This is a genomic window from Neobacillus sp. PS3-34 (genome assembly GCF_030915465.1).
Classification (GTDB): Bacteria; Bacillota; Bacilli; order Bacillales; family Cytobacillaceae; genus Neobacillus_A.
On record NZ_CP133267.1, the window covers coordinates 1,262,969 to 1,282,722 of the forward strand.

14 protein-coding genes and 3 pseudogenes are annotated in these 19,754 nt (G+C 40.1%); 7 read left to right on the forward strand and 10 right to left on the reverse strand.

The window, feature by feature from the left end; all coding sequences use genetic code 11:
- The first annotated feature begins 94 nt into the window (after nt 1-94).
- Both RCG23_RS06385 and RCG23_RS06390 read left to right on the forward strand, forming a co-directional pair.
- A complete protein-coding gene (locus tag RCG23_RS06385) occupies nt 95-955 on the forward strand; it encodes a DegV family protein (protein WP_308179037.1) in 861 nt (286 codons plus the stop codon).
- 69 nt (nt 956-1,024) lie between these two features.
- A complete protein-coding gene (locus tag RCG23_RS06390; RefSeq protein ID WP_308179038.1) occupies nt 1,025-1,156 on the forward strand; it encodes a DUF3941 domain-containing protein in 132 nt (43 codons plus the stop codon).
- 59 nt (nt 1,157-1,215) lie between these two features.
- On the opposite strand, the gene RCG23_RS06395 is transcribed toward RCG23_RS06390, so the two are convergent.
- Nucleotides 1,216-2,076 (reverse strand): CvfB family protein, encoded by an 861-nt coding sequence (locus RCG23_RS06395; RefSeq protein WP_308179039.1) that lies wholly within the window; start codon nt 2,074-2,076, stop codon nt 1,216-1,218.
- A 119-nt stretch (nt 2,077-2,195) separates the two neighbouring features.
- On the opposite strand from RCG23_RS06395, the gene RCG23_RS06400 reads away from it, so the two are divergent.
- The gene (locus RCG23_RS06400) at nt 2,196-2,687 is read left to right on the forward strand and encodes a YajQ family cyclic di-GMP-binding protein (RefSeq protein ID WP_308179040.1); all 492 of its coding nucleotides are present in this window, start codon (nt 2,196-2,198) and stop codon (nt 2,685-2,687) included.
- 124 nt (nt 2,688-2,811) lie between these two features.
- On the forward strand, nt 2,812-3,684 hold the full coding sequence (locus RCG23_RS06405) for an SDR family oxidoreductase (RefSeq protein ID WP_308179041.1): 873 nt from the start codon (nt 2,812-2,814) through the stop codon (nt 3,682-3,684).
- 28 nt (nt 3,685-3,712) lie between these two features.
- Here RCG23_RS06405 and RCG23_RS06410 read toward each other — a convergent pair whose 3' ends face one another.
- The 5 genes and pseudogenes from RCG23_RS06410 to RCG23_RS06430 all read right to left on the reverse strand — a co-directional run bounded on the left by RCG23_RS06410 (nt 3,713) and on the right by RCG23_RS06430 (nt 9,988).
- Nucleotides 3,713-4,756: a LacI family DNA-binding transcriptional regulator gene (locus RCG23_RS06410; protein WP_308179042.1), complete on the reverse strand. Its 1,044-nt coding sequence runs from the start codon at nt 4,754-4,756 to the stop codon at nt 3,713-3,715.
- Between the two features lie 48 nt (nt 4,757-4,804).
- Complete coding sequence (locus RCG23_RS06415; RefSeq protein WP_308179043.1) at nt 4,805-6,343, reverse strand: alpha-amylase family glycosyl hydrolase; 1,539 nt, start codon at nt 6,341-6,343, stop codon at nt 4,805-4,807.
- 89 nt (nt 6,344-6,432) lie between these two features.
- Nucleotides 6,433-7,275, reverse strand: coding sequence for a sugar ABC transporter permease (locus RCG23_RS06420; protein WP_308179044.1), 843 nt, complete (start codon nt 7,273-7,275; stop codon nt 6,433-6,435).
- 1 nt (nt 7,276) lies between these two features.
- Nucleotides 7,277-8,562 (reverse strand): annotated as a pseudogene (locus tag RCG23_RS06425) (ABC transporter permease subunit).
- Nucleotides 8,563-8,731: 169 nt separating this feature from the next.
- On the reverse strand, nt 8,732-9,988 hold the full coding sequence (locus RCG23_RS06430; RefSeq protein WP_308179045.1) for an extracellular solute-binding protein: 1,257 nt from the start codon (nt 9,986-9,988) through the stop codon (nt 8,732-8,734).
- A 285-nt stretch (nt 9,989-10,273) separates the two neighbouring features.
- Between RCG23_RS06430 and RCG23_RS06435 the strand changes: the two genes are divergently transcribed.
- Complete coding sequence (locus RCG23_RS06435; protein ID WP_308179046.1) at nt 10,274-12,034, forward strand: glycoside hydrolase family 13 protein; 1,761 nt, start codon at nt 10,274-10,276, stop codon at nt 12,032-12,034.
- 127 nt (nt 12,035-12,161) lie between these two features.
- A pseudogene (locus RCG23_RS06440) lies at nt 12,162-13,527 on the forward strand (MATE family efflux transporter).
- 86 nt (nt 13,528-13,613) lie between these two features.
- On the opposite strand, the pseudogene asnB reads toward RCG23_RS06440, so the two are convergent.
- Nucleotides 13,614-15,460: pseudogene (asnB, locus tag RCG23_RS06445) on the reverse strand (asparagine synthase (glutamine-hydrolyzing)).
- 179 nt (nt 15,461-15,639) lie between these two features.
- Between asnB and RCG23_RS06450 the strand changes: the two are divergent.
- Nucleotides 15,640-16,203: a DUF2777 domain-containing protein gene (locus RCG23_RS06450; protein ID WP_308179047.1), complete on the forward strand. Its 564-nt coding sequence runs from the start codon at nt 15,640-15,642 to the stop codon at nt 16,201-16,203.
- Nucleotides 16,204-16,252: 49 nt separating this feature from the next.
- Here RCG23_RS06450 and RCG23_RS06455 read toward each other — a convergent pair whose 3' ends face one another.
- The 3 genes from RCG23_RS06455 to RCG23_RS06465 all read right to left on the reverse strand — a co-directional run bounded on the left by RCG23_RS06455 (nt 16,253) and on the right by RCG23_RS06465 (nt 19,670).
- Nucleotides 16,253-16,897, reverse strand: a complete 645-nt coding sequence (locus tag RCG23_RS06455; protein WP_308179048.1) for a putative bifunctional diguanylate cyclase/phosphodiesterase — start codon at nt 16,895-16,897, stop codon at nt 16,253-16,255.
- 20 nt (nt 16,898-16,917) lie between these two features.
- Nucleotides 16,918-19,173: a diguanylate cyclase domain-containing protein gene (locus tag RCG23_RS06460; protein WP_308179049.1), complete on the reverse strand. Its 2,256-nt coding sequence runs from the start codon at nt 19,171-19,173 to the stop codon at nt 16,918-16,920.
- Between the two features lie 134 nt (nt 19,174-19,307).
- Nucleotides 19,308-19,670: a YisL family protein gene (locus RCG23_RS06465; protein ID WP_308179050.1), complete on the reverse strand. Its 363-nt coding sequence runs from the start codon at nt 19,668-19,670 to the stop codon at nt 19,308-19,310.
- Between the last annotated feature and the right edge of the window lie 84 nt (nt 19,671-19,754).

A 19,754-nucleotide genomic window follows, 5' to 3' on the forward strand; every position in this document is an offset into this window, starting at 1 on the left:
TTTTTTGCAGTTTATAATTACAACTAATTGTTTTTTTATTTTGAAACCGATAAACTGATAGTAAAAAATGAATAGCTGGAAAGCAGGTGAGCTTATGTCGGTTAGAATATTAGCAGACAGCGCATGCGATTTGCCAATCGATTTTTATGAAAAAAACAATGTAACCCTACTACCGTTAAAGGTTCATATAAACGACAGGGAATATGAGGATTTAAAAACGATCGATCCGAAAACGGTCTATGATTCGATTCGAAATGGAAGTGTACCCAAAACCTCGCAAACATCTCCTTTATTATTTGAAGAAGCATTTACGAGGATGGCCCAGAACAATGAAGATGGCATATACATAGCATTCTCTTCCCAGTTGTCGGGAACATACCAGACGGCGGTGATGATTCTTGAACAGGTAAAGGAAACATATCCTGATTTCAATTTAACCATCGTTGATACGAAATGCGCCTCGATAGGGCAGGGCTTGATTGTCAGAGAAGCGGCCAGGCTGGCTGCTGAAAATGCTTCAAAAGAAGAAATCCTGAAGGATGTCATTTTTCGAAGCGAACATATGGAGCATCTTTTTACGGTGGAAGATTTGGAATATTTGGCTAAAGGCGGACGAGTTTCGAAAGCTTCTGCTTTTCTTGGCGGTCTGTTGAATATCAAACCGCTTTTAAATGTAGAAGACGGAAAGCTTGTTCCACTGGAAAAAATCCGTGGAAAGAAGAAGGTTCTCCGCAGGGTTATCGAGGTAATGAAGGAACGAGGCTCTCGTCTCGACGAGCAAGTGATTGGCATCAGCCATGCTGACGACCTGGAAACGGCTGAGGAAATGAAGGCACTGATCCAGGAGGCATTTAATCCGAAAGAAGTTTATATCTCTTCCATTGGCGCTGCTGTAGGCGCCCATACTGGGACTGGGACGATTGCCATATTCTTTTTAAATCAATTGCCATTATAATTTTCTTACATACTCCCCCCGCTGCAGGTAAAACTATGTTTGAACCTACAGTGGAAAGGAGTGGCATGAATGCCCCACACTTCTGATAATGATAAAAAAGCAAAAGATAACCAGGCGCTGCACCATGAAAAGAATATGATGCGTGAAAAGAACCGCCAGGCAGGAAAAAATCAATATTCCAAAAAGACAGATCATAAATAGAAAAGCGTTTGGCTGTGGCTTTCTAACAAATAAAGAGCAAGCACTTATGTGCCTGCTCTTTATTCTTTCTTATAGGTCCAGCTGCCTTCCTGATAAACCCTTCCGTCCTTCATTAATTTGCCCATCGCTCTTTTGAATGCCGCTTTACTGAGCTTGAAACGTTCCTGAATATCCTCCGGCATGCTTTTATCACTGTATGGCATAGCACCATTCCGGGACAACAAATAGTCATAAATCCTTTCAGCATCCTGGTCAAGAACCGCTTCTTTTCGCTCAAGAAGAGATACGTTGACCGTTCCGTCTTCTTTAACGTCAATTACTCTTCCTTCAACTCTTTCACCAAGCCGGGGTTCCTTAGGCCTTTGGGATTCATGAATAAAGCCTTTATAGCCTTCAATCGTATAAATCCAGCTTCCTACTTTTGCAGTCCTGTAAATATGCCCCTGAACATTTTTATTAAAAACGCTTCTGTCTGCTTTAGTCGATATGGACTGGATCACTGGGTCAGTGGCAAGCTTCGCATAAAGAAGGAAATTTTTATCTACCTTTAGTGTTACATAGAGCATGTCCCCAGAGTCCGGCCATACATTTCTATGTACAGGCAAATCGTCCTCACCCAGCAGAATATCCTTTTTTGTGCCTACATCTAAAAAGACTCCTATCCCTGGCGCTGCTTCCTTAACTTTTACCCATCCGTATTGGCCGATGGAAATGGGAGGCTTTTTTGCTGAAGCCGACAGCCTGCCATGAGAATCAGGATAAAGAAAAACCTCAACCTCTTCATCAATCTCATAAACCTGTTCCGTTTCACTTATATGCAATAATACATCATCGTATCCGTCTGTTAAAAAATAGCCGTATTCCGCTATGCGCGCGACTCTTAAAACTGTTGTCTGTCCGGTAAGTTCTATTAAGGACAAAATAACTCCTCCTCTAATATTATCCTGAGCTTTCTCCGAGTTGTTTGAACTGCTATATTTTACTATAATAAAGCCATATAGGGAAACTAAATAAAAAGATTGAAGTACAGGAGGCACTTATGTCGAAAGATAGCTCATTTGATATTGTATCCAAAGTTGACTTTTCTGAAGTCACAAATGCAATAACACTAACAATGAAAGAAATTCAAACGCGTTATGACTTCAAAGGAAGCAAAAGTGAAGTCACCCTCGACAAGGAAGAACTTGTCCTCGTTTCAGATGACGAGTACAAAATGGATCAGCTGAAGGATGTTCTATTAAGCAAGATGATTAAAAGAGGTATTCCCATCAAAAATCTTGATTATGGAAAAATTGAAAAGGCATCGGGAGGAACTGTTCGCCAAAGAGCCAAAATTGCTCAGGGAATCGATAAGGAAAATGCAAAAAAAATTAACACCATTATTAAAAACAGCGGTGTTAAGGTTAAAAGCCAGGTACAGGATGATCAGGTCAGGGTAAGTGGCAAAAACCGTGATGACTTACAAAAAATTATTTCATTAGTGCGCGAAGCTGATTTAACAGTCGATGTCCAGTTCTTAAATTATCGTTAACCATTTTGAAGGGCCCAGTGCCCTTCTTTTTTTATTGCCACAATTTTTTCCTCTTTTTTCCATGTTTTTTCTTAGCCCAAAAAGGAATTATGAGAGTAGGCAATAAACATTTGGAGGGATTTAAATGGCTAACAGTGACAAACAGCAAAAAAATGCTTTTCCGCCACAGCACCAAAACCAACAGCCGGGTGTTGAAAGTAAAATGGATCCAGAACCCATTTCAGTCGATCCCAATTATAAGGGCAGCGGAAAATTAACCGATAAAGTAGCCATTATAACAGGCGGAGACAGCGGTATTGGTAAATCAGCCGCTATTTATTTTGCTAAAGAAGGCGCGGATGTAGCGATTGTCTATTTAGAAGAAAGCAGTGATGCGAAGGAAACCAGGCAGCTTATCGAGGCTGAGGGGCGTAAGTGTCTGCTTATTTCCGGAGATATCGGAAGTGAGAATTTCTGTAAGGATGTAGTTCAGCAGACAATCGATGAGTTTGGAAAAATTGATGTCCTTGTGAATAACGCTGGTGAACAGCATCCGCAAAAGAGCCTGCTCGATATTACCTCTGAGCAGCTTGAGCGAACCTTTAGAACCAATATTTTTTCTTTCTTTTATATGACGAAAGCGGTTCTGCCTCATTTGCATAAAGGGGCATCCATTATCAATACTGCTTCAATTACCGCATATGCAGGCAATGAACAATTAATTGATTATTCTTCGACAAAAGGTGCGATTGTGACCTTTACCCGCTCTTTATCCATGTCACTTGCACCTCAGGGCATCCGGGTGAATGGGGTTGCGCCTGGGCCAATCTGGACTCCGCTTATACCGTCTACATTTACAGCGGATAAGGTCGCAAAGTTCGGAACAGATACGCCAATGGGTCGAGCTGGGCAGCCTTATGAATTGGCACCAAGCTATGTCTTTCTTGCTTCTGATGATTCATCCTATATTACTGGCCAGATGATCCATGTCAATGGGGGCAAGGTTGTAAACGGATAAAGAAAACTCGCCAATCGGCGAGTTTTCTTTAAGTAATAATTGATTTTTCAGAGTTCGGTTTGCTGCAAGACAACCTCTCAACAAGCCTATGAGCTATGATAATACGCTTGGTTGGTTCGCCTTTGTTTTCAATCTTTTGGATTAAGCTCTTCGATGCCTGATAACCGAGGTCGAAAATATTAATATCGACTGACGTTAATGGCGGCTTCGACATTTCGGACAAGAGGACATTATTAAAGCTGACAACAGAAATATCCTCTGGCACCCTGATTCCCATCTCATCAAGCATGTTCAATACACCGAGTGCCATAAAGTCGTCTGCCACAACGAGAGCGGTTGGGCGATGTTCGAGTGCCATTAATTCCTCAACCGCTTCCTGGCCACCCTCACGAAGGAATTCTTCATGGATAATGTATTCGTTCCTCAAGGGGATATCCGCACCCCTAAGAGCCCTTTCATAGCCTAACAGCCGGTCAACTGTAACAACCAAATCCAGGCTTCCGCCAATGAATGCAATCTGCTGGTGGCCAAGTCCAATTAAATATTCGGTCGCATCCCTCATGGCCCGGAAATTGTCATTATCGACATGTGTAATTTCCTCCACATGCTTATATGGCTTCCCAACCACGACAAATGGAAAGTCCCTGCCCTGTAAATAAGAGATGACCTTATCCTCTACTTTTGAATAAAGAAGGACAACTCCATCTACCCTTCTTCCCTGAACCATATGAATGACGGCATCGAGAGTTTCTATCTCCGATTTGCCGGTTGTCATATGGAGAGCATAATTTTTTTCATGTGCACCTTCACTAATTCCCTGAAGGACAGTCGGAAAAAATGGATTTTGGAATACAACATCTCCGGAGCTTGGCATGACAAGGCCGATTGCTTGTGTTGATTGGCTGGCAAGGCTTCTGGCAATAAAGTTGGGATGGTATCCTAGCTTGTCCATCGCTTCTTTTACCTTTTGTTTCGTTTTTTCACTAATCCGCGGACTGTTGGCAATTACCCTGGAAACGGTGGATGGGGCGACATTCGCCATTTTCGCCACATCTTTTATCGTTACGGTCATTAAATTTCACCCCTCTCATCATTCATCCCTCTTACTCAATTCTTACTGTTATGATTTTTTTCTTTTTGCTCGCCTTAGAATAAAAATGATAAATACGATAAAAGCTGTATAAACAGCTGTCAGCGACAGAATTAACGGCATATTTAGCCCTGTTTTAGCTGCTAGTACGTAAATTTCAGCCTTATCCCTGTCCAGTATAATCTGGTACTTATTATTTTTGCTGCGAACCATGTCTCCTCCAAGCAGGCCTCGAAGCTCTTTTCCATTTTCAAGCTGTTTACCAGTTAAAGTCACGCTTTGTGATTTACTCGTATTGTTAATCGCGATAACAGTTGTTTCCTTTTTATACTTCCGTTTATAAATCGCCATTCCGTTTTCTTCATATACCTTTTCCATTGTGCCTCTTGTCAAGGAAGGAAGCTGCTGCCTTAATTCACCCAGCTTGGTTATATAATTTATTAAATCTTTATCCGCTCGGAAGTTCATTTGGCGGCGGTTATCAGGATCTTGTCCCCCGTTAAGAGCTATTTCACTTCCGTAATAAACGATCGGAATCCCTGGTGAGGTATATAAATAGGTGAGAGCAATATCCCATCGTGTTCCCGGAAATTGTTTGTTTCGTACAATATCGCTTGTAAATCTTGGTGTATCGTGATTATCCATAAAGCTCCCCATTAAGTAAGGATCTTTATATGTTGCTTTATTTCTTTCCCAATCTGAGAATAGCCAGCTTAACGTTTGATCAGATTTTGCAAATGCTGTCCGCAAATCATCATTTTGAGGATAATCGACAAAACCATCGATCCCAGCCTTGTTATAACGTGCTATGTATTTTGGATCCTTTGACCATACTTCACCAAGCAAATAGAAATCTTTTTTCACACTTTTGACTTCCTTGGAAAAATCGGACCAGAAACTGACAGGTACATGCCTAACGGTATCAAGGCGATATCCGTCAATATCGGTTTTTTTAATCCAATACTTAGCTGCATTAATAAGATAGTTTTTCACTTCCGGATTTTCTTGCTTCAGGTCTGGAAGTCCATAAATCCAGCCGTTTTCAAGTTCCTTTTGATCATTCCAGTTAAGGACATCCTTCTTTTCATGGAACCAGTCTTTCTTTGCAGGATCATTCACCCATGGATTATGTTGACCTACATGGTTAGCAACAAAATCAAGGATAACTTTCATATGGCGTTTATGTGCTTCTTTTACAAGCTTTTGAAAGGTTTCCATTGAACCAAAATGCTCGTCCGGCTTATAAAAATCCTTTATCCAATAACCATGATAGCCTGGATCTTCATTGTCAAAAATAGGAGTAAGCCAGAGTGCAGTAAAACCCATGTCCTTCAAATAGTCGAGCTTGTCAATTATCCCTTGAAAATCCCCTCCATGATATGCAAGTGGATCCTGTGTATTCACATTAAAATCATTCTTTGTATCTCCGTCGTTAAATCGATCGACCATTAAAAAGTAAATCGTTTCATCCTGCCATTTTCGGTCATTTTTCTTTTCCGCTGCCTTAGCGGGAAAGGCTGAAAAGAATAGCAATGAAACCATTGCAAGTATTGCCCACTTCTTCTTCATGATGTCCCTCCTTCAAAAATAGGGAAGGGGATTCCCCCCTTCCCTAAAATTATTTTAATCTAATACGTCGATCTGTCCAACTAGTATTCTTATCCTTTTGTTCCTCCAGCTGTTAGGCCGGAAACAAAATAGCGCTGGAATGATAAGAACAGGATTGCGATTGGCACGGCAATAAGAACTGCCCCGGCAGCAAATGTAGTAAACTCTGCACCGAATTGTTTTGCTACAAGGTCATAAAGGCCGACAGCCAAAGTATATTTTGTTTCTGTTCTCAGCAACACACTGGCGATAATAAAGTCTCCAAATGGTCCAATGAAAGAGAACAATGCTACAACTGCGATAATCGGAGTGGCAAGCGGCATAACGATTTGGAAAAAGATCCTGAAATGTCCTGCACCATCAATCTTAGCTGATTCATCAAGCTCCTTCGGAATCGTATCCAGATAACCCTTCATCAGCCATGTATTCATCGGAATCTGGCCTCCGACATATACACAAATCAATCCAAGGTGTGTATCAAGTAAATGTGTAAGTGTCGCTAAAATATAAATTGCAATTAGCGCTGCAAAGTTAGGGATCATCTGTAAAACCAGAAAAGTCAACAAGCTGTTTTTTCGCCCTACAAAGCGGTAACGTGAAAAAGAATAAGCTGTAAGGCTAACTAAAATAACTGAAAATAACATTGTCAAAATACTAACTTTAAGCGAGTTAATGTACCAAAATACATAATTGCTTTTTGCAGTATTAAAAAGTTCTTTGTAATGAATCAATGAAGCGTTCTTAGGGATAATTGTTGATCCCGATAAGCTTTGCCCCGGATTAAACGATGACCCAATAATCCATGCAAGCGGATATAAAATAATGACGAACATTGCAAGAATGACCAAATATGTGAGTGAGAGCCTTATAAATTTCTGTCTTTTAATATTCATATTACATCATATCCTCTTCCTGGAATGATTTTGTTCTCTTGAATTGCCATAACGCAGCAGAAATAACGATTATGGACAACAACAGTGTAATGGATGCAGCCTTCGAATATTGGGCGGATGTCATCGTCAGGCGATAAATCCATGAAATCAAAATATCCGTGCCGCCTGCATTTCGCCTGGAACAGCCGGACCGCCTCCATTGAACAGGTAAATAAGAGTAAAGTTATTAAAGTTGAATGTGTATTGTGTAATCAAGATTGGCGCTGTAGCAAAAAGTACTAGCGGAAGCGTAATGTTCTTGAATTTTTGGAAATTCGAAGCGCCGTCAACTGTGGCTGCTTCATAAAGTTCTTCAGGAATGGACTGCAGCACACCTGTGGTCATTGCAAAAATGAATGGAAAGCCAAGCCAGGATTGGATCAAAATTAATGCAATGCGAGTGTAAATCTTTTCAGTCATCCACGGCAATCCGTCGATCCCGAAGAACCCAAGGATATCTCTATTTATTGCACCAAACGATTCATTAAACATACCGGCAAAAACAAGGATGGATACGAATGCCGGAACGGCCTATGGCAGGATAAACACGGTACGGATAATTGCTTTTCCCTTAACATCCTTTTGGTTCACGATGATAGCAAGAAAGATACCCAATGCAACCTGAAATGTGGTCGCACAGAACGTCCAAACGAGTGTCCATGCAAGTACTCCAAAGAAGGTTTGACGCCAAATATCGATTGTGAAAATATCGAAAAAGTTTTTAAAACCAACCCAATCAGCAAGATGCGCTGGTGGTGAATGATACAAATCATAATTCGTAAATGCAAGCAGTACGACAAATATAATTGGGAACACGACAACGAAAATTAATAACAGGAATCCCGGTGACATGATCATATAAGGGAATCCATTGTCCATCAGGTTACGATATTGCTCTTTTACTGTTGTAACAGGTTCAAGATGATCGCGTTTTATACCTACTTTATAGGCATCACGCAAATTAAAAATATAAAAACCCAGACCGAATATAAGCACGATTATCGCTAATATTCCATATACCAAAAGGAAAATAGAATTATCACGAGGCAATTCCTCACCGAGTGTGACAATTCCCCATAAACCTATGTTGATTAAGTCCATAAACACATAAATAAATGCGGCTGTCAGAACAAGGAAGGAAACTCCCTTCAATATCTGTCTGTTATAAAGCTGTCCTAAACCAGGAATGATTGAGAGGAGCAGCGCGTTTCTGTGGTGTTTGGTTGAATAGGACAATTTATCGGACATCCTATATTCCCCTTTCTTTTTCGAGTAACATATTAAGCTCAGAGGCTTTGTCGAGAAAAAAATATTTTTTTCCCGACAAAGCAGTTGAGATTAAATTCAAAATAAACTAATTATTATCACACAATAAATAGATAGCAGTACCTCCCGAAAGAGGTACCGCTAAATAACTTTACTTCGCAGTTTGAGCTTTAATTTGTTCTACTGCAGAGTCAAGAGCAGCTTTTGGTGCAGCTTTACCTGTTACAACAGTTTGAAGCGAGTCAGCCATTGGCTTCCAAACTTGACCCATTTCTGGAACGTTTGGCATTGGAACAGCATATTGAGACTGTTCAGCTACAGCTTTAGCACCTTCGTTTTCTTTAATTGATGGGTCATCAACTAGAGCAACGTTTGTTGGAACTTCTGCAGTTTGTTCAAAACGGTATTTAGAGTTTTCATCATTTGTGATGAACTCAAGGAATTTAGTAGCCCATTTTTGGTTTTTAGAGAATGCAGATACGTGCCAGCCTTTTACACCCATGAATGTTTTAACGTGCTCACCATTTGGAAGTGTTGGAAGTGGTGCAATACCAATTTTGATACCAGCATCAGTATAAGGCTTGAATGCCCATGGTCCGCTCATTACAGAAGCAGCTTTACCTTCTGTGAACAATCCGTCCATAGCAGATCCGCCGTTTTCACCGACGATACCTTTAGGGAATAATCCTTCTTTGTACCATTTTTGGATGTACTCAGCACCTTTAACAGCGCCGTCATTGTTTAAACCGATATCAGTAACATCAACTTTACCGTCTTTGTTATTGAATACGTATCCGCCCATACCACCAATGATGCCGTGAGCGAAATAGAAGTTATCCCATAGAGCTAGGAAGCCATACTTCCCGCCTTTTGTAAATCCTTTAGAGAAAGTATAAAGGTCATCCATAGTTGCTGGAGCTTCTGTCATAAGGTCTTTATTATAGATGAAAACCGGTGTTTCAGAAGACTTCGGAAGTCCGTAAAGTTTTCCATCATATGTTTCAGCATCGATAGATGGTTTAGAGAAAGTGTCAGTTACACTGCTGTCAACCTTTAATTCAGCGATAAGGCCTTCTGTTGCTACTTGTCCGATTTGGTCATGTGGAAGAGTAACGATATCTGGACCAGTTCCTGCAGGGCCGTCAAGGCGCAATTGGTCACGCATTTTTGTAGCCATTTCTACTTCTTTGAATTCGATTTTGATTCCGTTTTTCTTTTCGAAATCAGCTGCAACTTTCTTTAGCCATCCGGATTTATCTTTATCTTCCCAAACGACTAGCTTTTCTGGCTTTGCTTCTGCCTTCTTGCCATTATCTTTGCTGCTTGTATCTTCCTTCTTAGGACCACAAGCCGCTAAAGCACCCAGCATAAGTACGATCATCATAAAGACCGATAATGCTTTTTTCATTTGAACCCCTCCTGAATATGTAAGATATAAATTTCCAGTGTATAATCGATTTCTTAAAATGAAAACTTAATACAGCGCTTACATTTTGTGAAAACGATTGCACAATGTACTTTTAATTATAGTATTATTATTCAATTTGACAACTAGTTTTTTTAAAAATTTTTCTTTTCTTTTACCTTTTGTAACATTTTTGTAATGATTTATAGTGAAACACTACCGTTGACATTCTATTTTTAGTAAAATACCCTTAATATATTCTTTGTTAAAAGAAAGGATTGAGCAAAATTGATTAAAGAAGCGATTTATCACCGCCCTAAAGATAATTATGCATACGCTTGCACAAATGAAGAGTTGCATATTCAAATCCGTACAAAAAAAGACGACATCCAAGAGGCCACTTTGTTACATGGAGATCCTTATGATTGGGTAGACAAAAAATGGATCACTTCTACAACTCCAATGGTGAAGAGCGGCTCTGACCAATTATTCGACTATTGGTTTGCGGCAATTAAACCTCCCTTTAAACGTTTACGGTATGGATTCATATTAAATGACGGCTCTGAATCCGCCTGTCTGACTGAAAAAGGTTTTTATGAAGAAGCTCCTACTGATGATACCGGTTATTATTTCTGCTTTCCTTTTATAAATAATGTTGATGTATTTAGTGCTCCTGAATGGGTTAAAAATACGGTCTGGTATCAGATTTTTCCAGAAAGGTTTGCAAATGGAAACAGCGAAAATAATCCTGAAGGTACAATTCCATGGGGCAGTGAAGAGCCTACACCAACAAATTTCTTCGGTGGCGATATCGAGGGAGTCATTCAAAATGTTGGATACCTTAAGGATTTAGGTATAAGTGGAATCTACTTTACTCCAATTTTCAAAGCTCACTCCAACCATAAATATGATACGATTGACTATATGGAAATTGATCCCCAGTTTGGAACAAAGGAAACATTTAAAAAGCTGATTGAGGTATGCCATGAAAACGGTATCAAGGTTATGCTTGATGCGGTGTTCAATCATAGCGGTTTTTACTTCCCTCAATTCCAGGATGTTCTTGAAAATGGTGAGAATTCACGTTTCAAGAGTTGGTTCCATGTTCATGAGTTTCCATTGGTAACAGAGCCACGGCCGAACTATGATACTTTTGCATTTACTCCCTTTATGCCGAAATTAAATACTGAAAACTCGGAAGTAAAAGAGTATTTGCTGGAAGTTGGCCGCTATTGGGTAAGAGAGTTCAACATTGACGGCTGGCGACTTGATGTTGCCAATGAAGTCGATCATGCCTTTTGGCGCGATTTCCGAAAAGAAGTAAAAGCGATCAAGCCTGATTTATATATTCTCGGTGAGATTTGGCATGATTCTATGCCGTGGCTGCGCGGCGACCAATTTGATGCTGTCATGAACTATCCTTTTACAACGAATATTCTTAACCTGTTTGCAAAACAAAATATATCCGTTAAGCAATTCGTTGAAAATATGACAAGTGTCATTCATATGTATCCTAAAAATGTAAATGATGTCGCGTTTAACTTGGTTGACAGTCATGATACACCAAGAATTTTGACCGAATGCGGTGACGATGTAGACCGTTTGAAACAGGTTTACAGCCTGCTTCTGACATTCATTGGTACACCATGCATTTATTATGGTGACGAAATTGGCATGACAGGCAATCAGGATCCAGGCTGCCGCAAGTGCATGGAATGGGATAAGGATAAGCAAAATCATGATTTATACCAGCACGTCCAAAAATTAATTCGCCTGCGTGGAGAAAATCCGATGCTTGCAAATGAGGGCCAGATTTCCTTCATACCTGGTGAATACCATGACACATGCCTTGCTTACACAAAATCAGATGGAAATAAAACTATTATCGTCATTCTCAATACCGGACACGAAAGTACGGATTACATTCTTCCATTCAATTTATCAGGCAAGACAGTTAAAAATATTTGGACAGATGAGGAACAAGCTTATGATGGAAATGAGTTCTCCATCAACATCCTTCCTAAAGGCTTCATGATTTTAGAATTTTAAAATTGGAAATAGTAAACAGCATGATTTTCCTTTTTTACTAGTGGTAGAATGGTAAGTGGACAAGGCACTCGGTTTGAGTGCCTTGTCCTTGTTCTTTTTATAAATTCAGTTTGATAGAGGGTTTCCTATGAAAAAAACGGAAAAAAGATGGTCACTATTCTCATTAACATGGCCGTTATTTATTGAAATTTTACTGTATATGCTCATGGGCAACGCCGATACCTTAATGCTCTCCCTATATTCTGACAAAGCGGTTGCCGCAGTTGGCGTGTCAAACCAGATTCTCTCGCTCGTCATTGTGATGTTCGGTTTTGTTGCGACGGGTACTTCTATTTTGGTCGCACAAAGTTTAGGCGCTAAAAATAGGCGAAGTGCTGCAGAGGTAGCTGCCGTCTCCATTGGGGCAAATTTGATTTTCGGTTTGCTTCTTAGCTGTGTTGCGTATTTCTTTGGCGGGCATATTCTTCGTTTGATGGAATTACCTGCTGAATTAATGGATCAAGCGCAAATATTTTTGAAGATTGTCGGGGGATTCTCTTTTATCCAGGCCTTAATTATGACTATAGGGGCTATCATTAGAAGCTACGGCTATACAAGGGATTCGATGTTTGTCGCAATTGGAATGAATATTTTGAATGTATGTGGAAATACAATGTTCATTTTCGGCCTGCTTGGCTTTCCTGTTCTCGGACCCGAAGGTGTTGCCATTTCAACAACTGTCAGCCGTTTCATTGGCTTGATTGCTGCTGTTTGGATTTTGTTTAAACGCGTACCTGGACCATTCCCTTTTAAAATGATGTTCCTTTTTCCGAAGGAGCACATCAGAAATCTCTTAAAAATCGGCATCCCTTCTGCAGGTGAGCATTTGTCTTATAACGGCTCACAGATGGTAATTACCTTTTTTGTCACGATGCTAGGGACGGAAGCATTAACCACCAAGGTGTACGCTCAAAATATTATGATGTTTATTTATCTTACCAGCATCGCGATTAGCCAGGGGACGGAAATTATCATTGGCCATATGATCGGTGGAAAAAGTTATGAAGCGGCCTATCAGCGCTGCATGAAGAGCCTTCGCCTGGCCATATTAATTTCCTTTTCTGCTGCCCTGGTATTTTCTCTTTTCTCACACCAGCTTGTAGGCCTATTCACAGCAAATAAAGAAATCATTACACTTGGAAGCACCCTGATTTTATTAACGATGCTGCTTGAACCTGGAAGGTCTTTTAATCTGGTCATCATAAATTCCCTTCGGCCGCAGGAGATGTGCGATTTCCCGTTTATATGGGAATCCTGTCGATGTGGGGTGTAAGTGTAGGACTCTCTTATATTCTCGGAATCCACTTTGGTTTGGCCTGATAGGGATCTGGATTGCCTTTATTTGTGATGAATGGCTCCGTGGCTTATTAATGCTGTGGAGATGGAAATCAAGAGTATGGGTAGACAAGTCGTTTGTAGTCGGGGAAAATGGCGAAGCAGTTTTAGAAGCATAAGGCTGTCCTGTGCTAAAAGTGCAAAGCAGCAAAAGGCCGGGGAACCCGGCCTTTTTATTACAAGTATTCACTTTTTGTCTGTTCTGCTATTCCGCCAGATTTATGCCGTACTCCTCAAACCAAATATGAATTTGATAAAGATGGGCAAGTAGCTGTGGGCCAGTCATCAATTGGCGAAACCAGGGCTGTTTAAAGGCTGTTCCGCCGGAATCCGCGATGGCGTTCAACTGGTCCTTATCAAAGAATTCATGTAATGCAGAGGATTTTTTTGCGATAGAGTCTCGCAAAAGTGTCTGTACGAGCTTAGTGTAGTAAGGGTTATGTGTTTTGGGATAAGGGCTCTTCTTTCGATATAACACTTCATCTGGCAGCTGGCCTTCGAATGCCTTTCGAAGAATTCCCTTCTCCCTGCCGCCGAACATTTTCATGTCCCATGGGATATTCCATGCATATTCAACAATTCGGTGATCGGCAAATGGTACGCGAACCTCGAGTCCTGCGCCCATGCTCATCCGATCCTTGCGATCTAGGAGCGTCGTCATGAACCAAATCATGTTCAGATAGAAAATTTCCCGCCTTTTTGCTTCTTCCTGATTTTCCCCTTCAAGCTTAGGAGTTTCCTCAATCGTTAACCGGTAGTTTTCCATCACATGCTCGTTTAGCTTCAACTTATCGCGCCAATATGATTTTAAGAGATTTTGGCGCTCCGCGACGGATCTCATCCATGGAAAACCCTCACGTGCAAGGTCGTCAGCACGGTGAAACCATGGATAACCCCCGAAGATTTCATCTGCACATTCCCCTGAAAGGCTCACCACAAAGTCCTTTTTTATTTCATGGCAAAACCACAGCAACGATGAATCAATATCGGCCATTCCTGGTAAATCCCTGACCAAAACTGCTTCAGCCAGGTTTTGAGCCAAATAATCCTGTGTAATGATTCTGCTGTTATGCTTTGTGGCAAACGAATCAGACATGAGTTGAATCCAATACGAATCGGCATCAGGCTGGAATTCATTTTTTTCAAAAAACTGATGATTTCCTTCGTAATCGATGGAATATGTGTTTAGCGGCATTTTTCCTTCTTGTGAATATGCATTTGCGGCAATTGCGGTAATGATACTTGAATCCAGACCGCCTGATAAAAAGGTACATAGCGGCACATCGGATACAAGTTGTCTCGTTACGGCGTCCGTGACGAGATAACGCACCTTTTCAACTGTTTCCTCTACGCTATCCCCGTGCTTTTTGCTTTCCACATTCCAATATCTCCATACCTTTAGTCCATTTTTTGAATAGGTTAAGGCATGGGCAGGCTTTAGTTCCTTTATTCCTTTAAATACACCTGATCCAGGAGTTCGCGACGGCCTAATCCGAAAATATCTGCAAGCCCCTCCCTCCCAAGCTCTGCCTTGATGTCAGGATGGGCCAGGATTGCTTTCAATTCTGAGCCAAACATGATTCCGCCAGCCTTTTCCGCAAAAAAAAGCGGTTTTACGCCGAGCCGATCACGAGCTATAAACACTTGATCCTTTCGTTCATCCCAGACCGCAAATGCATATATGCCATTTAAATGGTTTACGCACTCTTCTGCCCATTCTATATAGGCTGTTAACAGTACTTCAGTATCAGAATGACCTTTAAACGAATATCCTTTACTAAGAAGTTCTTTTCGAATATCCTCGGTGTTATACAATTCGCCATTATAGCAAATTGTATAGGCAGCGCCCTTTCCATTCTTTTTCATCGGCTGTCTGCCACCCTCCGGATCGACAACAATCAATCTTTTATGTCCGAAGCCGACATGGCGGTTAATCCAGATATTTGTATCGTCGGGACCTCTTTTTTCTAATGTATTGGTCATTTTTCTTAGCGTTTCGCCTTCATTTTCCAAATTCTTTTTAAAATCAATCCAACCAGTTATTCCGCACATATTCGATACCTCCGCCCCAGTTGGGCTTGAATGATTAAATTTTCATACGATGTGTTTTTATACTATGCATTCATTAAATACTGGTTAATTGTCCTAAAATACTTAAGTGCAAAAAGTTATATTTTTCACAAAAGATGTCTACAAAGGAAGATGTAAGCAACGTTCACGGAGGTCTAGTGATGAATCGACAGCAGCGAATAAAACTATTTGAACACCAATCCAGGGCATATACAGAAGGTACCGTTGAGATGATTAACGAGCAATGGATATTTTTTGATGAGGAAACAGAGGAAGCCGTCCTCCTCGATGAATATCTTCATCAGGAAATTGAAGTATTTCGTTTCAATCGGTGGAAGAAGGGAATTTTGTTTGAAGCGGGAAAAATATGCCTGGCGGACGAAATTGACTTCCTCCGCAACAACGATTTGGTGAGGATCAGAAAGCATTTAATCTATTCTCTTGAACGTTTGTTGGAGGGAATGAATGATGAGGCTTTTATTCAATTTGTTACAACGTTGAATTCCTTGCAATTTTCTATATATGATTGTCTGTATTGCTACAATCATCTCTCCTTTTTAACCGATGAAAACAAGAAAAACGGGGTCAATTTTATGGTTTTCGATAATCAGGAGCAAATCTGCAATGTACAGCACCATTTTTGCTATTATGAAAAAACAAATGACCGGTTTGAATTCACCTTAAACACTGGAAAAAGGCTAGTGATTGAAAAAATAATGAAATAGGTCTGGCAATATGCAAAAAGGGATCCAGAATGTTTCTGAATCCTTTTTGTTATGATAAAAGTACCGCATTCTTGTTAAGTCTGTTTTCAAAATCAGCTGAAAGAAGCGGTTTATGCAGGTAAAATCCCTGTGCATAGTGACACTGAAGCTCCTTTAAGAGTTCGATTTGTTCCTTTGTTTCCACTCCCTCGGCAACCACTTTTACCGAAAGTCCCTGACCCATTGTAATAATCGCTTTTACAATCGCGATATCAGAGGTATCCACTTTTAAATTATTAATAAACGATCGATCGATCTTTAATGTATTAATAGGAAGATTACGCAGATAGCTTAATGATGAATACCCTGTTCCGAAATCATCAATCGACACCATTACACCCATTTCCCGTAGTGCTTTCATTGTCATTATGCTGTATTCAATATTTCTCAGCATCGCGCTTTCGGTTAATTCAAGTGTAAGATATTTGGGTTCGAGACCTGATTCATGCAAAGCGTTTTGAACTTCAGTTAAGAAATCGGGCTTCTGGAACTGATACGCAGAAACATTGATGGAAATGGTAATTTCTCCGAGACCTAAATCATGCCATTTTTTATTTTGAATACATGCCGTCCTTAATACCCAAGCGCCTATTTCATCAATCAAGCCTGTTTCTTCTGCGAGCGGGATAAAATCTCCTGGAGAAACCAGTCCCATCTTTGGATGATCCCAGCGGATTACGCATCACTTCCATATAAATTCCCCGTAGCCAAATCGATCAGCGGCTGGTAGCATAAGAAAAATTCATCCTTTTGGAGTGCTTTTCTTAAATAACTTTCCAGCTCAAGCCTCATCAACGCCTGTTCATTCATCTCTGTTGAGAAAAATGTAATTTGGTTGCCGCCGGAGTGTTTAGAAAGATTCATAGCAATATCGGCATTTTTAAATAATTCCTGCTCTTCTGATCCATCATGTGGAAACAGGCTGACCCCTATGCTCGCTGTTACAAAAAATTCTTTCTGTTCAAAAAAGAAGGGCTCCGAAATACATTGAATAATAGATTCTGCCATCTTTAAAACTTCTTCTCTCGTTACGTTTTTCGTTAGAATGAGGGTGAATTTATCCCCGCTGAACCTGCCGAAATATGCACCGGAGGGAAGTTCCTTCTTTATTCTACTTGCAATTTCCTTCAGAATGACGTCGCCAGCAGAATGTCCAAGGCTGTCATTGATAATTTTAAAACGGTCGACATCGATAAATAATACGGACAGCAGTCTCTTTTTCTTTTTCACTCTCTTAATCATCTCATCCAGCTGCTCCGTAATTTTCAGCCTGTTTGGCAGCCCTGTTTGATAATCGTAATAGGCGAGCTGGGTTATTTTTTCTTCAATTTTTTTCTGTTCGGTAATATTCCTGCCAATACCGTATAGCCCAATCGCTTCCCCATTTACGGTAATCGGAATATTCTTCATTTGAAAAAGCTGAACCTCTCCCTTGACATTGGCAATTTCAAGATTATAAGATTGCTCTTTTCCTTTTAATGCCCGAATAAAATGGCCTTTCGCGCGGGGGATATCCACTTCCTTAATAAACTTCATTGCCGATTTCCCGAGGACGTCGCTTTCAGAATAACCAAAAGTTTTTTCAAAGGAACGATTTACACTCGTAAAATGACCATTCAGATCTGTTGAATACACAAAATCGGTATTATTATCAAATAATGAACGATAATATTGGCCTGATAGAGCTAAATTTTCATTCAAAATGCGTGTGTCATTCTGAGAAGCCTGCATTAAATGGGTTAGTGAAATAATTGAATTCAGATTATCTGGTGCCGTATATTCAAAAGATGGAATTGCTTCCCTTTTTTTTGGTATGGCATCTTCTGAAATTGCCAGGAACGTAAGTGAATGCCCGATGATTTGCGGATTTTTCTTTTTAATGGAATAGACCTCACCATATGAGAAAAAGCCGTCTGTCGGCGCAATTGTTTGGAGCATTTCTAATTCAGCATTTGAAAAATCCCTCATATAATGCTTACGCGCCATACAGTTATAAACAAAGATGCTCTCTACGGTTTTCCTCGACAGCCTTTTCATTGCAGAAAGTGAATTATCAATAACTGAAGCAATGTCAGGATATGCAAACGTTAGCTGTTCCCCTGTTGCTATACTCCGATTTACTTCGATTGCACCTTGTTCAAGTACCTTTGAAATAAACACGGAAACTCTTTCACCATTCAAGTCTATAATAAATGGAAATTCGGTTCCTGACTTTGGAAGGTCATTGACGAAGGCCTCTCCTAAGTATTGCTTCAATATTTGCAGCGGCTTTCTATCATCGAGCCCATAAATGATTCTTCCGGTCGATTTTGTCACAGTTATCCGTTTACCTATTTCACGCCATTTAAAATTTGAACCAGTCTCCACAATTAAATCCTGATTATTTAAGACAACCGCAACGGCACCTGTTGAAGTGATACAATTTTCATTGAACACATAGCCTGACTCAAATTTCCCATTATCACCGGCAATGCCTCCTGAAAGAAGAACGTCTGAGCTGTTTGTATGAATTCCATCAAGAAGCTGCTGGGAATCGATTTGAAAATTACCCGTAAACAGGATCATCGCCTTTGTGTCGATGGAAATTAATTCTCCCGCAAGTTTTTTGCCCATTGTGAAGCTGTCAGTATAATTCTCTAAATCAAGAAGAATCGATTTCAATGTGGTTTTCTCAAAGGAGGTAAATGATAGGACTATTGTCTGTTCACCGGTGGTGCCCGACATTATTTCCCCTGCTGTCGTACAGCCGATTATAACCGCTTGTGGTACAAGGGCTTGAAGGGAATCCTGGACTTCTTTTATGACCGATTGATCCACAATTCCAGAAAAAATCTGTATCAATAAGGATGGAAATGCATGCAACCCATTTTCTTTTATAAAGTGAAGAAGCTGCAGATGATTCTCATATGTACAACTGGTCGTTTTTGCCAACGCAATCACCATTTATCTTCAAATTTCGACTTTTCTTACTACTATAAAAATAACACATATAGATTGCCATTGGTATTTCAATTTTCTTTTACAAAGCAAAAAGCTGCCAAAAATGGCAGCTTTTTAATTGAATTTTATGAAAAAGGGTGGAAACCAAGTGGCAGTTTTAATCCTAAGTATAGAGCCAATAAAAAGGCAATCGCAAATTGAATCCATAAAACAGAAGTCCTTCTTCCCCTTGACGTCCTCATTAAAATGAATTCCATCGTAGCAATTACCCATAAGCCCGCAGCCATTTTTAAAATATATGTTGGGTTGATATGGAGGTGGTACCTAAAAACTAATTCAATGCCTGTCCCAATAATCAGCAAATAAAATACACGTAAAATCATTGAAACAATTTTTGCACCTTTTTGCTTCCCGCTATTATGTAATCCCAACGCAACGAAAAATAAAATGATGGCTAATAACCAGGATGTAATATGAACGTGTGTCATCCAATATGCCTCCTAAAAGATTCTTTTTATCCGTTCCTATCATATCACAGGGCTATAAAAAAACCTAAAAATAAGGTGGTAATG

Bases quoted from the DNA above. Each gene is read 5' to 3' on its own strand.
- RCG23_RS06385 (WP_308179037.1), top strand. From the start codon at position 95: ATGTCGGTTAGAATATTAGCAGACAGCGCATGCGATTTGCCAATCGAT.
- RCG23_RS06390 (WP_308179038.1), top strand. From the start codon at position 1,025: ATGCCCCACACTTCTGATAATGATAAAAAAGCAAAAGATAACCAGGCG.
- RCG23_RS06400 (WP_308179040.1), top strand. From the start codon at position 2,196: ATGTCGAAAGATAGCTCATTTGATATTGTATCCAAAGTTGACTTTTCT.
- RCG23_RS06405 (WP_308179041.1), top strand. From the start codon at position 2,812: ATGGCTAACAGTGACAAACAGCAAAAAAATGCTTTTCCGCCACAGCAC.
- RCG23_RS06410 (WP_308179042.1), bottom strand. From the start codon at position 4,756: ATGACCGTAACGATAAAAGATGTGGCGAAAATGGCGAATGTCGCCCCA.
- RCG23_RS06415 (WP_308179043.1), bottom strand. From the start codon at position 6,343: ATGAAGAAGAAGTGGGCAATACTTGCAATGGTTTCATTGCTATTCTTT.
- RCG23_RS06420 (WP_308179044.1), bottom strand. From the start codon at position 7,275: ATGAATATTAAAAGACAGAAATTTATAAGGCTCTCACTCACATATTTG.
- RCG23_RS06430 (WP_308179045.1), bottom strand. From the start codon at position 9,988: ATGAAAAAAGCATTATCGGTCTTTATGATGATCGTACTTATGCTGGGT.
- RCG23_RS06450 (WP_308179047.1), top strand. From the start codon at position 15,640: ATGAATCGACAGCAGCGAATAAAACTATTTGAACACCAATCCAGGGCA.
- RCG23_RS06455 (WP_308179048.1), bottom strand. From the start codon at position 16,897: ATGGGACTGGTTTCTCCAGGAGATTTTATCCCGCTCGCAGAAGAAACA.
- RCG23_RS06465 (WP_308179050.1), bottom strand. From the start codon at position 19,670: ATGACACACGTTCATATTACATCCTGGTTATTAGCCATCATTTTATTT.